The sequence below is a fragment of the Xylanibacter ruminicola Ga6B6 genome (genome assembly GCF_000687715.1).
GTDB lineage: Bacteria > Bacteroidota > Bacteroidia > Bacteroidales > Bacteroidaceae > Prevotella > Prevotella ruminicola_B.
This window is the reverse complement of the sequence record NZ_JHXD01000004.1, coordinates 1-13,619: the sequence shown is the minus strand read 5'-3', so window position 1 is coordinate 13,619 and position 13,619 is coordinate 1. Positions and strand designations below refer to the sequence as shown.

Genomic DNA, 13,619 nt, shown 5'->3' with positions numbered 1-13,619 from the left:
GGCCGTTTTTTTTCATCAATGCCCTAATTTTTGCTCAATTTCCATTTTTTTTCGTATCTTTGCACCCGGAACAAGCGGACTAAAAAAGTCGTCGCTGTTCCTGCTGCTCATGCATCTGTGCTTCTGCAGCATCTTATTGGTAAACGAAGCTGACGCGCTTCTGTCTTGCACACTCGAATCTGGAAAATTCAAACAAAGAACAAGACGGGGTACGACGGTTCACGTATATATTCGTGGGCTTGTCGTCTCATGTTCTTTTCTTTACGGCAATCCAGAGCCTGAGTGTGAAGACGTGGGATACGCAAGTCCACGTTCTTTTTGTACAAATCAAACTAGCCAGAAGCATCAGCAAAAAGATATTTTGTATTTGGGACCATACCACCTGAGAAGGCATGTATGATCCACAGTCTTTTTCTTTTAGAAATTGACTAAGCTATAAGTAAATTTTAATGAGTAAAGTGGCCAGCTTGTGAAAGCCAGCCACTTTTTTATTCTGCTTCAGGAATGTCGCTCCACTTTGTAGTGTAGCTTGGACTACGGAAGTCGTGCTTGATGCTGTCTCGGAAAACACTCGCTTTGCCAATGCCGTCTTTAGCCGTGTATTGTTGCGAGCCAAGCACGACAGTCTCACTACCATTGACTCGATTAATACGATCAATGGCTTCATCAAGCCTTCGCTTCTTCTCATACATCTCCGAATCGTAGTCGATGAAATTGGTCTGTACAGCCGAAGTAGGGCAGATGCCCATCACGATTACACCAGCACGCTTGTACTGATACCCTTGTCGGTATATCCTCTGGGTGCAGCGCAGAGCACATTGCACAATATCCTGTGTAGAATTGCTGGGAGTCAGCAGGCGTTCCTCAGCATAGTTCCAGTACTGTGGCAAGTCCTCTCGGAAGTGGTTTGTATCGATGAAAACACTCACAATCGCCGCTGCTGACTGTTGCTTGCGAAGCTTTTCTGCACAGTGGGCAGCAAAGTTGCTGATACTGGTGCGCAGCATCTCAAAGTCTGGCACCATTCCTGGGAAGCTTCTGCTGGTACAGATGCTTTTCTTCTTAGTCATGTCTTCCAGAAGAATGCAATCCTCGCCGTTGAGTTCACGCCAGGTGCGCTCTACCACAACGTTAAAGGTCGACCGAACCCAGCTTCTGCTGAGCGTTGCAAAATCATAGGCTGTTTTGATGCCCACAGCTTCAAGGCGCTTAGCATACTGTCGGCCAATGCCCCACACTTCGCTAATGGGATACAGTTCTAAGGCCTTGTCGCGTCTTGTCACATTGTTAATATAGCAACAATGATGAAATCCGGGATATTTCTTTGCATAATGACTGGCCATCTTTGCCAAGGTCTTAGAAGAGGCGATGCCGATGCTTACCGGCATACCCGTGCATTGTTTGATGCGCTGATGCATCTCCTCGCCCCATGCTTTCAGGTCGAGATGCTCCATACCTTTCAGCATACAGAAGCCTTCATCTATACTGTAACGATAGAATTCAGGCACCTCCTTTCGGATGAGCGACATCACTCTGTCGGTCATATCGATATACAGTTCGTAGTTCGACGAGAATACCGCTATTTCCTGTCCAGGAAAGAGGTCTTTTAGTTGGAAGTAGGGAGTTCCAGCTTTGATGCCCATTGCTTTTGCTTCGTTTGAGCGTGCAACAACACAGCCATCGTTGTTCGATAGTACAACGACGGGCTTTCCGTTGAGATCGGGCCTGAATACACGCTCGCAGCTCACGAAGCAATTATCACAATCTATAATGGCAAACAATAGCTATTCCTCCAGTCTCTAATGGTAAAAATTACTTTTCCCCAGACAGTAAACTCGTCTGATGAATCGATGATAAACGGTTTGAAATCCTTATTGGCTGGCACCAATCGGATAAAGCCCTGATCCTTAGTCGACGTATCCAGGTACTTCACCGTAAACCCACCGTTAACATACGCAGCCACGATATTGCCATGTACCATCTCTTCTGCTTTGTCTACCAGGCACAAGTCGCCATCGAAGATGCCGGCCTCTTTCATAGAATCGCCTTTCACACGCACATAGAAAGTACTTTCGGGGTGCTTGATAAAGTCGCGATTGAAATCCAGCCTGTCTGCAGGATAGTCACTGGTAATAGGGAATCCGGCTGCTATCGCATCGTACATCGGCAGCTCCAGCTCCGTAGATACATCTGCTTTTTGTATATCTGGTTCTTTCATTTTCTTCATTTTGCTGCAAAATTACAATTTTCTCACTAATTCCAAGAATTATTAGCCAAAATGTTTGTATTTCATTTATTCTTTGTACCTTTGCGTTTGGTTTTTGGCCATGGGCATTTTGCCCATACCTAGATTTTTTCATTCATACCCCTGTGAAGGGCAAGAATGAGTGAGTACAGGTTTTATTCCTGGCTCGGGTTAAATTATTAGTTGTAAATTATGGCTGGCTGTGAAGCTCGCCATTTTTTGTGTCTTTTTTCATCCCTAGTCATATTCATATCTTTGCCAGAAAAATCATCGATATGAATAATTTCGTTTCCTTCAACTCTGTTGAATCCATCCCGGACCTCAAAGCCAGCGCCGCATTCACAGTCAATAGCTCCGAAGTATTCAAAGAGCAGTCTGACATCATCCCACGCACTCTGGCCGAAGGCTACCAGTATATGCCGTGGGGCGCTGATAACGAGATGCCTTACCGCATTCTCGAGCTTATTGAGTCCGACGAGACACTATCCACCTGTCAGATCTTCAATGCTGAAGTCTGCTATGGTTCCGGCCTGGTCTATGACACATCCCAGGCCAGTGCTGCCACCAAGTCACAAGTCCAGGAGTTCCTGATGGATAACTCTCTGGCCTCGTATTTCCTCGGTGTCTGCCAGGATTTCAAGCATTTCGGTTTCTGTGTGTCTATCATCATCCTGAGTTCTGATGGTTCAAAAGTTGTACGTATTCTCCGCAAAGAGGCCTGCTACTGCCGTTTTGCCCCTGCAGACAAGTCTGGCAGCATTCCGTATATCCTGTATGCGAACTGGCGAAAGTCTATCTCCAGTAAGGACGAAGTCGAGAAGATAGAACTTCTGGATTTCCATTCTCCTTGGGCTGACCTGCAGGAACGTATGCAGTCAGCCAAAGGTAAGAAGCCCAAATCCAATACTCGAAAGTTCGCCATCGTCAGCCGTGTACCAACACCTGACAGCACGTATTATCCAATTCCTTACTATGGTTCACTTTTCAAGGGCAACTGGTACAATATCAAGCGTCTCATTGGTATGGCCAAGGAAGCTAAATTGAAAAATTCAGCGCCAATCAAGTATCACATCGAAATTGCCAATCGATTCTGGGACGGAATCTTCAAAGCCGAAGGAATTACCGACCGCAAGAAGCAGATGGATAGGGTAGTGGAGGAGAAGGAAAAAATCATCAACTTCCTGACGGGTATGGAAAACTCAGGTAAGGTTCTTTTCTCTACGTTCTACATCTCCCCCGATGGCCACGAACAACATGACGTAGTTATTAATAAGGTAGAAACGGAAAAAGAAGGTGGCGACTGGTCGACAGATATTATCGAAGCCGTCAACATGATGTGTTTTACGATGCGCGTTCATTCTAACCTCGTCGGCTCAGTACCAGGAAAGAGTCAGACAAACAATTCCGGTTCTGACAAGCGTGAGCTCTATACCATCGCCCAGGCCCTGCAGAAGCCATATCACGACCTTCTTTTCACCGTTCACCATATCATAATAAGGTTCAACGGTTGGGAAGGCGTTCATCCCGATTGTCCATTCATCATGCTTTCTACGCTTGATGAAAATAGAGATGCTAAGCTTGTTACACCGAATAAGACTGAAGAAGAATAATGAAACTGATTACCACCGACGAGCAGCTGCGCTTGCTCATACCAAACGTACTGGCCACCGCTGAGGGCGAGCCTACATTGATTGAAAAGCTTTACCCATATCTCGAATCGGCCGAGCAATGGGTATTAGACACTTTCGTTCCTGAAACAATTTTCGACGAGATTGCAGAAGCAGGCAGCTCAGGTCCTAACGAGCGTTTTCGTTACCCATTGGAAAAGCTCGTTGCCTGTCATGCCTATATGACAGCCATCCCTTCGCTTGATTTAGTCTTGACCCCTAATGGCTTCGGCATCGTCTCTAATCAAACCGTTGTTCCCGCTTCTCGTGAGCGCGTCGCCGCTCTGATCGCCTCTCTCGAGTCTCAGCGCGACGCCGCTATCGAAGCTCTCATCCTTCGTCTATCCAGTAGAACGGACTGGCAGCAAAGCGAACCAGGTAAATACTTCGCCGCCACAATGTTCCCGTTCCTGAGCCTCTGCCGCCGTCTCGCCATCCGCGAACATATCTGGGACTCGTACCAGCAGCTGCACGAACGTCTCATAAAGATTGAGTCCGTTCTTGCCGACACATACTTCTCTCACGAGCAGATGCAAGTCTTCCGCTCCCACGTATTCACCCAGCACCGCAGTGTATCACCCCTCGAAGAGCAGGTGATTAAATCCCTCCAGGCTTACGAGTTGGAGCTTCTAAACAACATCCAAGTTCACCCCCAATGTTATTACGATTTAATCACCATCATCCGTGAACACGAAGACATATTCCCCGCCTGGCACACCTCCGCAGTCGCCGCCCTCTACACTCCAAATGTCTTCAAAAACAAAGAAAAATCAGGTGGGTACTGGTTGTAGTAATGCTATTATATAAATCATCCGTTTGAAAAAAATATTTGTAAGTCATCAGGATATTCTCGAATTTTATAGTTCCATTAATGCCTTACAAATATTTTTCAAACTAAATATGAAATTCTTTATTATTTCTTAATATATTTTCCTTTTGTTACTACTTTATTCTTAAGAGGATTATTATATTTTCGTTTAACAGGTTTCATAGTGGTTTTAGGTAATGTATATGAAGGAGTTTTATCACCATTTACTAAATATTCTACACTTTTGCAAAAACTTTCGATGATTGTACCTGGTTTTGAATAATGCCAATCATCGTCTTTGCAATTCCATGAATCTATAACGTCACCATTATCGTCATAATATACAAATGAGAGAGATTTTAAACGATATATATCTATATCAACCAGTTCCGTTACTATATAATATGCATATCTATAAAAATTTGTATCTTCCATAGAATTGACAAGTCTTTCGCGCTCAGCAATTAAATTCTTAGGGACACATTTTTCGTGAGCTACATAATTACTATTTGTTTTTCTTACTGACGGACTTACATAAAATGTCATATCATCTGTCTCATCTACATATATCCAATCCTGCGCATATATAGTTAGTGATAAAAAAAGAGCTACTATTACAAATAAATATCTTTTCATATGATTAAAATTTAATTAAGACTAAATCCATTAAAAATCTGAGCAGCAACTGTTTCAAACAGATCGGTTTCTTCTTCTAACACAGAAAGAGCCATTACTGATATTATGTAGATATAATTTTTTGCATACAAAGTATATTCAATCTCAATACAGTGAACTGTTTGTCCTAATTCTGGATAGTTTTTTTTCATATCAATTCGTTTCTTTATGGCATGATAACCACATATTTGACTCTTAGCTGATTTAGTCCCCAGATAAGTCATACCATTCTTCTGAGCTTGTTGCCTGTGCATCATTTCTAGTTGTGGATGTTCTTGATCTGATACTAAATCCCATACGTCCCCTTTCAATCCTTCCGCCTTATTTGCGCCCAATTTTACTAAAATATGAGTATCATCATTTCGAACTTTAAACAGTGTTGACTCCGATAAGATAGGTCGTCCTATCCAATCTAATCCTTCAATAAGTTTCCATGTGATTTGATGTGTTTCGTTTGTATAAGTTGCTGTTATATTATTCCAACGCCCAGAGCTGGTCTGAGAATAAACAAATAAAGGCACTAAACCCAAAATAATAAATAGAATGTTTTTTTTCATATTATCTTTGCTTTACAGAATAATGAAATCCTTTAAAAATTCTTGCTATTTCATCCTTACAACCGTCCACATCGTGGAGTTCTAATGGCAGTTTTACTGCGATAGTTAGCATATATCCATTATTTATTACGATATATTCTTCGGCATATACTTCAACTGGATCTTTATATCGGCTATCCTTAAAATACTCTTTAAAAGTTGTTTTAATAGCATGTTGTCCCATTAAAATACACTTTTCAAGTGTTCTTTCATAGTTAATAATTCCACTTTTCTTTTCGTATGCTTTATCGACTTTCTCTACTAATAATTTGAATTTATCAAAAACATTCCAAAGATCATTGACTTTATCTGCCACATTTCCATTTACAAATACAATAAACGGATCTCCTTCAGCTCGAAAAATAGTATGTCTCTCGTTTCCTTCTACTTTTTCCCATTTATAATCTGAAGGCAAATTCCAGCCAAATCCATAAGTATAATTTGAATACTTATTATGAATTGCATCCCATTTTTCTAAATAATTATCATACGAATCAGAAGTGTTCGTTTGAGTCTTTGATAATATATATAATTTATCACCTTTTATGGAAATTTCGCCCAGTTTTTGAATAGCAGATTGTCCCAATAGAAGCGGTGTATTTTGTTTGTTTTGTACAACAGCTTTAACGTTCGAAATAACTATACTACCTATTTTGAGGGTTGAAAGATTAAGTTCTGTATGATCTACTATACGTCCATCTGCTGTTAGAGATTTTGATTTACCTGTAAAATCAGAAGCGGAAATAATCTTATTGTCTAACATCATTTCTGCTAAGGCCTGTGATAGGCTTACCATAGAGGCTCCAGTATCAAAAACCATTTTGACCTTTAGACCATTTATTTCACAAGGTATTTTGTATACACCCTGATCTTCTACCATTTGAATGACAGTCTGAGCGTGAACTGCCACTAATGATATTGAAAAAATTAAATATGCAAATAGTCTTCTCATACGATATTCAATATATATAGAATGAATCTTCTGCTATTTTCTTGTCTTTATACCATATCTCTATTTGATGCTCACCGGGTGTCCATGCCCCAGGTCCTTCTGAACCCCATCCCGACAAATAGTAGGAGTTTTTTCCTAGTTTACTCCTATCAAGATGATCTGTAAATGTAAACCCATTTTTAGATCCGTTTCCTAGTTCTAGTCTTCCGTTAGAGTATAATTTTATTCCGATTTCTACGTTTTCTCTGCGTAAAACATTTACATCAATACGAAATCCAATATAATAGCACTTATTTTTCACCAAAGGTTCATCATATGGAATAATGCAATTTCCATCTTTAAAAGATCCATAATGAAAACTTAAAACTTCAAATGGACACCCTGCATAATCTTTATATTTCTCTCTCCAAGGATTCTTTGAATATAATTCATATGCCATATTATAATATTTTTGAGCAGCTTTTATTTCACCTTGCTTATATAATGCTTCACAATAAACGTAATATACATAAGAATCTTGTGCACCGTAATCTATAGCTCTTTTGGCATATGATTTAACTTCTTTCCAATTTAAATCCTCCGCTTCAAGTATGGCCATGGCAGATAAAGCAACAGTATCTTTTGGATTCATTTCGATTGACTTTTCTGCTTCTTTACGCGCATCGGATGATTCACCATTCAAGGCCAATGCATATGCGAGCATACCTCTAACAGGAGATTTTGTTCCATTATGTTCTAATTCAAAACGATAAAAATCAATTGCTTTCGATAAAACTCCAGCTTTTTCATAAAATTTTCCTATTTCATTTATCAAGTTTATATCCGATAATGGTAACTGAGCAGCTTCATCTATTATTTTTATCTCTTCTTCAAGTTGTTTCTTATAATTGTATTCTTTTGTATTATATACAATTTTAGACATAGAAGCTACATTATCATCATTAGATATTAATTGAGAGCCCAAACAATAATATGGATCTCCAGATTTAGGTTTTACAATATAGTATTCATTTTTAGAAATTCTCTCAAAATTATCTATCTCTGAATCTGCATAATACGCAGTAATTGAAGGGATTTCACGGAAAAGATCATCTCTATTTTTAAAGAATCTAGCAGAGTCACATATTTCTTTGTTGTATCCCGGTGCCTCAAAAAGATATAAAGTATTTTTTCGTGATGAATATGCTTCACAAAATAATCTTCGTCCCAATTCATTATTCGGCAAATTTAAAGTATATTTCCATTTATCATTAAATGATGTTACATAATTTGGATATGAATTGAAATTTACGAAAATAACAAAAAAAGCAATCCCTAATAAAGCAGCAAGCATACAAGAGAAAACAACTTTCTTTTTCTTTGAAAGGTTTTGAAGATTATTACAAAGAGAAATCTTTTTTGATTCTGTATTACATTCAGCTCCAGAATTATCTCCAGGTTCCAAATTTTCGTTTTTATTATTTTTTTTCAAGTCATCAACAAAAGGTGCTTCAATCGTTGCCGATGATTCTGCAACAAGGTTACTAGTTGCTTTTGTAGAAGAAACAATATCTTCTTCAGTATTCTCAACCTCTTTGAATTCTTGTGTTTTGAGAGTATGTTTTGATGATAACATAGAATACCATCCAGAAACGCCATTCTTCTTAAAGCACATTGCGATAGCAAATATACCAAAATCTCTAATAAAAAAAATCAAATTTCTAATAAATTGCTCACTTATAGATACATCTGTACCCCAATTAAAAACAAATAATCTAATTATATATAAAAAAGTGAGAAAGATTAATCCATATGATTTTCTTGCAAATGTGAGGATACCTGATACTAAAATTAGGCAATTGATTATAATCATTACTATAATTAGCCAACAGTTATCCCCACCAAACAATGCGTATGAGGAATAAGCTGTAATGCAACTAGTAATTTCTCTTAATATAATAATCAATGATATCGCAAGAATAATCTTTGCGGCTAAATTAAAATCTCTATTACAACTTTCCATAAGCTCTTTAGTTATATCAACTTCTGTTTGCAAAGATACAAATAAAAATCAATTATATACCCCAAAAACTATTTTTTTCCATTTATATTTTGAAAAATATGCCATATTATTCTTTTCTTCATACAAAACTCAGTTGTCTTTTTTATAAATTAGTGGTTTCGTATCTTTGCATCATGAAATCATTTGATATCACACTCCCCACAAGTTGGGCCGAACTAACAGACGAGCAGCTGCTCATGGTCTATGGACTATTCGCACGCGACTTGTCTGCAGCAGAGGTCAAGTCCCTCTGCCTCATGAAGTGGAATCACTTAAAGGTGCTTGCCACTCTGCCGCGTCATCGTTTCCTAATAAAGCGAGGAAAAGAGCAGGTTGTGCTCAGAGTCAGGCAGATTCAGCAAGCCACCTCAGTTCTTGATTTTCTTGATTCATTCGCCCCAATGCCCATTCGTATCGCACGAATCGGCAAACACCGCGCTTTGCCAGCGGACTTCGAGAAGGTCCCGTTTGAGCAGTATCTGTATGTTGACAACCTGTTCCAGGGCTATCTCAACACACAGCAAGATGAACTATTGCTTCAGATGGCACAAATCCTTTATGGGAGCGACCATGTGAAGCCCTCGAAAGCCCATCTGGTTGGCATCTTCTACTGGATGGCTTCACTCAAACAGTACTTCGCATCGCTCTTCACGAACTTCTATAAGCCAGCCCCTGCTAAGGGCGAGGGCAACCTGCTTGGCAGCAGCCAGCCGGATATCTATAGCCAATTGCGTGAAAGTACGAACGCCATGATCCGAGCCCTCACAGGTGGCGACATCACCAAGGAAGAGCGCATCCTAAAGATGGATACTTGGCGCGCCCTCACCGAGCTTGACGCTAAGGCGAAGGAAGCCGAAGAGCTTCGAAAGGCTTATAAGAAGCCTTAGCAAGATTGTTTCGCCGTTATTAAACAACAGCCTATTTACCAAGCTTTTACATTTATTTCTTATACATTTACTCATGTTGCCATTTCTCCCACATACGCCTGAACAGCCGACACAAACAAAGAACAACGACACCTTCAATTGGGATGCCACATCGTTCTTTGAAGACCTGACCAAGCGCAACAAGTTCGCTCAGTCCAAGCACTTCACCTTCTGTCGAGTTTCTGGGCTTGACGGCTTCGAAGAAGCCCTGGCCAAATTGCAGACAAAAGCGGCTTTCGTCTGCGTGTCCGACATCTCACAGGGATTTACGGACATCAATAACACACCGCACACTCGCCGAGTAAAAACAGTGTTCTTCGCCATGCGCCACACCATTGATAATATGGTAGCTCGTCAGTCCTGTATCGATGCCATGCGCGAGCTGTTCCGACAGTTTATGTCTGTCCTGATCCAGGAACACACTCGTCTGCAGCAGCACTCTATCTATATAGACCCTAGAATCTCCTTCCAGGAAATCGACCGCTATTTCTTCTCAGGATGCGCTTGCGCGTACTTCCAAATCGCCGTTGATACCTACACCGATTTACAATTCAACCAAGAGGAATGGACTTGAATCAGCATCCCGATCCACAAGGCGAGCGTGAGAAATTTGTTCTCGCTTTCAACGACACAATGCTTAAAATCTGGCAAGAGCAGATTACGCTACTGGATGTCATCGACACAGGCAGGCTGCTGCACTCCGTCAGCGCTTTGCCAGTAAGAGCCGATGGCCGTTTTATAGAGATAGGCTTGTCTCAGGCCTTCCTCGAATACGGTCTTTGGCAGGATTTCGGCACAGGAAAGGAAATCCCCAGAGGCAACTCCGGGGATATAGGTCGTGAAAAGCGACGTGTCGCTAAGAAGTGGTTTTCTCGAAAGTATTATTCCTCAGTTCTCAACCTCCGTGACTTCCTGGCTGATAATATCGGTCAAGAATTCACCGCCATCGTCGCTCAGTCTTTAGACGACAACTACCGCCGCTACAACCACTAAAATGATTCAATACTATTAAGATTTTTATTATAGCAGGGTAATCCTACTATATTTCAGTTTCATTATATAACTAAAGTCAAATCTAATGGTGCAAACAATAATCTTCTATAAGGGCCTATCAAGTATTCACTCACTTTTACACAATCTACTAAGTAAAAATCTTTATCCACCATTTTACTATATTGACAACTTAATATTCTTTCGATGTCTGAAGATAATGCTATATTAACTCTAGCGTGAAAAACTCCGTCTGCAGGATTTATTTGTTTAGATATGTAAACACAAGTTTCTTGAATTGTTTTGTATGCTATAAATGCTTCCAAACTAGGGTTATCTGTAACTAGAAGTAATTCTTGAATTTTCTTCTTATATGGTCTACCTATGTGAAACCTATAATAATATCGTTTCCCCTCGTCATAATACCTATCTGTATAGATTTCAAAATATAAGTCATAATAATCATCTTTTGAGACTCCTTCTTCCTCAAATCTTTGAATGTCAAATGCAAAATCTGAAGCAACGTTTTTGTAGTTATGTTTTTCAAAATAACTTCTTATCATTGCTTCTATTTCCTCGTTACTATACCTACAGGTAATTTGTTTAGGCATATTCATTATCTCTTTTAAAACGCTTTCTTTAATATTCATGATACACAATCTATTTTCATTGTTACTATTAATTTTGCAAATATAAGAAATATATATGATACAACAATGAAATTTAAAGAATATCTTTCAAATAAGTTATGAAATTGAATGTCCCTTATACATCAACCGAGGAATATACAAAAAGTGTCTTTTCCGAATTATGCAATAGATATTAACTTAGCGACATCAATAATAAATAAACACAACATGACAAAAGAAACTAGGACTGACATCCAAATCTATTCGGCAATCGCTATGCTTTTAGCTGGTGTAGCACTAGCAACAGCTGGCTTCATCGTAGCTCCAACCGGTGTTATCTCTGACTCCGTACTTCTGTTTTTCGCCCAGTGTCTTATATACGCAGGCTCCATCTTTGGCGTGAGCATTTACATTCATACTAAGTTTGCAGAACTGAAATCTAAGTTTGACTCAATAGAGGAGGGAGGTGGCCAATGAGAGAGATTAGCCGAATTATCTGCCATTGCACGGCTACGCCCGAAGGCCGAGCCCAGACAGTCGAAGATATCCGACGTATGCACGTCAAAGAAAACCATTGGTCCCACATCGGATATCACTATCTGATATACCTCGACGGCACCATCCATCAATGCCTGGATGAGTCCATCCCTGGCATACACTGCTCAGGTTATAATAAGCACTCCATCGCAGTCTGCTATGTCGGCGGTTGCGCTAAAGATGCTAAGCTCACCGAAAAGGATACCCGAACACCAGCCCAGAAGGAAGCGTTCGTGAAGATCCTATCGGAACTTCACAAACGCTACCCACAAGCCACTCTTCATGGCCACCGCGAATTCGCAGCCAAGGCCTGTCCTTCGTTCAATGTTCACGAGTATGACTACATCTTTAAATAGACAACACAAAATATGAAATACTTTTCTCGCTCACTTTACTCTGTTATTTTGTTTTCATTTTGTCTGTCACTTACCGCTTGTAAGACAGTGCGCATGTCCGAAAAGGCGGTAAGTGCAAGTGAGACGGCAGCCGTGACGGCATCCCGTCTCACTTTTTACCGCACAATCGATTCGCTCTCCAGACAGTTTTCCTTGTCTGCAGACAGCATCTCAATGATATTCTTTAATGAGTCTCAGGAGTTTCCAACAGCGTTTCCATCAGGGATAGAAGGCTGGTTGGAAACTCTCTCTGACTCACTCACACCACAAGTCCCCAATAGCCATCAGCGCCCACGAGACACTTCGCGTCCCGTCCTCGCTTCGCCTTTTCCAAAGTCCCTCCACATCTACGGCCTACACCTCGGTGAAAGCACCAAGGAGAAGTCCGTCACGGCCACCGATTTGAAGGACAGCGTAGCAGTAGCCACCCAGTCCCAAAAGCTCAAATCGGCCACCAAGCAAAGCTCTCATCCGAGCTCCGCTCCTACGAATCTTTTGGTTCTTTCTTCCATACTTGCATTAATAATTATAATCTCTTATGTCATGAAAAAGCGTTTTCATTAATCTGTTTTTGAAACTTTAGCAAAATATTGGGACAGCCGTGAGGCCATTCCCAATATTTTTTGTACCTTTGCCTCCGACAAGAAAGATATATATTATATACAGTGAAATATATGAATCAAGAATATGCAAGGGTATCAGTAGAATCACCCGAAATTGAAAATAAAAAATCCCATAGTCATGTGCTGACTTACGAAGTAGAGAACAGCGATATCCAGGATGAATTCACAGTAAAATTCTAAAGATGAATATGAAAAGTGAAACCTTCCAAATAGCCTCCGACATCCAATGGGAAGATGCCGGTGATGGTGTTGTCCGTCAGATAATGGCATATGACGACAACCTGATGATGGTGAAAGTGAAATGCGAGCAGGGAGCCGTCGGCCCCATCCATCAACATCCACATACCCAAAGTACATACGTGGCCAGTGGATGTTTCGAAGTTTCTATCGGCGACGAAAAGAAGACTCTCAAAGCTGGCGATGGTTATTATGTAGCTCCCAACCTGCCACATGGCTGTGTCTGTTTGGAAGCAGGCATTCTTATCGACACCTTCACACCGATGCGAAAGGATTTCTTCAAATAGAAATCCCTTCG

15 protein-coding genes are annotated in these 13,619 nt (G+C 40.5%); 8 read left to right on the top strand and 7 right to left on the bottom strand.

Annotated features, from left to right (window positions below):
• Positions 1-488 precede the first annotated feature (488 nt).
• Together T500_RS0103935 and T500_RS0103930 are read right to left on the bottom strand one after the other, a co-directional pair.
• Positions 489-1,781, bottom strand: coding sequence for a Y-family DNA polymerase (locus tag T500_RS0103935; RefSeq protein ID WP_028907024.1), 1,293 nt, complete (start codon positions 1,779-1,781; stop codon positions 489-491).
• Positions 1,766-2,218 carry a LexA family protein gene (locus T500_RS0103930; RefSeq protein ID WP_036908457.1) on the bottom strand — a complete coding sequence of 151 codons (453 nt, stop codon included), beginning with the start codon at positions 2,216-2,218 and terminating at the stop codon, positions 1,766-1,768. The genes T500_RS0103935 and T500_RS0103930 overlap by 16 nt, the downstream gene beginning before the upstream one ends.
• A 617-nt stretch (positions 2,219-2,835) precedes the next feature.
• On the opposite strand from T500_RS0103930, the gene T500_RS0103925 reads away from it, so the two are divergent.
• Both T500_RS0103925 and T500_RS0103920 read left to right on the top strand, forming a co-directional pair.
• Positions 2,836-3,855, top strand: coding sequence for a hypothetical protein (locus T500_RS0103925; protein ID WP_230580834.1), 1,020 nt, complete (start codon positions 2,836-2,838; stop codon positions 3,853-3,855).
• Positions 3,855-4,703 carry a DUF6712 family protein gene (locus tag T500_RS0103920; protein WP_028907022.1) on the top strand — a complete coding sequence of 283 codons (849 nt, stop codon included), beginning with the start codon at positions 3,855-3,857 and terminating at the stop codon, positions 4,701-4,703. The genes T500_RS0103925 and T500_RS0103920 overlap by 1 nt, the downstream gene beginning before the upstream one ends.
• Positions 4,704-4,825: 122 nt before the next feature.
• Here the strand turns inward: T500_RS0103920 and T500_RS0103915 are convergent, their stop codons facing one another.
• From T500_RS0103915 to T500_RS0103900, 4 genes are read right to left on the bottom strand one after another with little or no spacing between them, the layout of a single operon-like run.
• Complete coding sequence (locus T500_RS0103915) at positions 4,826-5,356, bottom strand: hypothetical protein (protein ID WP_028907021.1); 531 nt, start codon at positions 5,354-5,356, stop codon at positions 4,826-4,828.
• An 11-nt stretch (positions 5,357-5,367) separates the two neighbouring features.
• Positions 5,368-5,952 (bottom strand): hypothetical protein, encoded by a 585-nt coding sequence (locus tag T500_RS0103910; RefSeq protein WP_028907020.1) that lies wholly within the window; start codon positions 5,950-5,952, stop codon positions 5,368-5,370.
• A 1-nt stretch (position 5,953) separates the two neighbouring features.
• The gene (locus T500_RS16280; RefSeq protein WP_080694787.1) at positions 5,954-6,943 is read right to left on the bottom strand and encodes a TIGR02281 family clan AA aspartic protease; all 990 of its coding nucleotides are present in this window, start codon (positions 6,941-6,943) and stop codon (positions 5,954-5,956) included.
• 7 nt (positions 6,944-6,950) lie between these two features.
• Entirely contained in the window at positions 6,951-8,945 is a 1,995-nt protein-coding gene (locus tag T500_RS0103900) for a tetratricopeptide repeat protein (protein WP_028907019.1), read from the bottom strand.
• A gap of 374 nt (positions 8,946-9,319) precedes the next feature.
• On the opposite strand from T500_RS0103900, the gene T500_RS0103895 reads away from it, so the two are divergent.
• From T500_RS0103895 to T500_RS0103885, 3 genes are all read left to right on the top strand, one after another.
• Positions 9,320-9,871 (top strand): hypothetical protein, encoded by a 552-nt coding sequence (locus tag T500_RS0103895; protein WP_155267423.1) that lies wholly within the window; start codon positions 9,320-9,322, stop codon positions 9,869-9,871.
• A 73-nt stretch (positions 9,872-9,944) separates the two neighbouring features.
• Positions 9,945-10,484: a hypothetical protein gene (locus tag T500_RS0103890; protein ID WP_028907017.1), complete on the top strand. Its 540-nt coding sequence runs from the start codon at positions 9,945-9,947 to the stop codon at positions 10,482-10,484.
• Positions 10,475-10,903: a hypothetical protein gene (locus T500_RS0103885; RefSeq protein ID WP_028907016.1), complete on the top strand. Its 429-nt coding sequence runs from the start codon at positions 10,475-10,477 to the stop codon at positions 10,901-10,903. The genes T500_RS0103890 and T500_RS0103885 overlap by 10 nt, the downstream gene beginning before the upstream one ends.
• A 62-nt stretch (positions 10,904-10,965) precedes the next feature.
• Here T500_RS0103885 and T500_RS0103880 read toward each other — a convergent pair whose 3' ends face one another.
• Complete coding sequence (locus T500_RS0103880; RefSeq protein ID WP_155267422.1) at positions 10,966-11,550, bottom strand: hypothetical protein; 585 nt, start codon at positions 11,548-11,550, stop codon at positions 10,966-10,968.
• Positions 11,551-12,002: 452 nt separating this feature from the next.
• On the opposite strand from T500_RS0103880, the gene T500_RS0103870 reads away from it, so the two are divergent.
• The 3 genes from T500_RS0103870 (at position 12,003) to T500_RS15080 (ending at position 13,608) form a co-directional block, all read left to right on the top strand.
• Positions 12,003-12,422: an N-acetylmuramoyl-L-alanine amidase gene (locus T500_RS0103870; RefSeq protein ID WP_028907014.1), complete on the top strand. Its 420-nt coding sequence runs from the start codon at positions 12,003-12,005 to the stop codon at positions 12,420-12,422.
• A 12-nt stretch (positions 12,423-12,434) separates the two neighbouring features.
• A complete protein-coding gene (locus T500_RS0103865; protein WP_155267421.1) occupies positions 12,435-13,025 on the top strand; it encodes a hypothetical protein in 591 nt (196 codons plus the stop codon).
• 241 nt (positions 13,026-13,266) lie between these two features.
• Entirely contained in the window at positions 13,267-13,608 is a 342-nt protein-coding gene (locus tag T500_RS15080; protein ID WP_028908269.1) for a cupin domain-containing protein, read from the top strand.
• Positions 13,609-13,619: the final 11 nt, after the last annotated feature.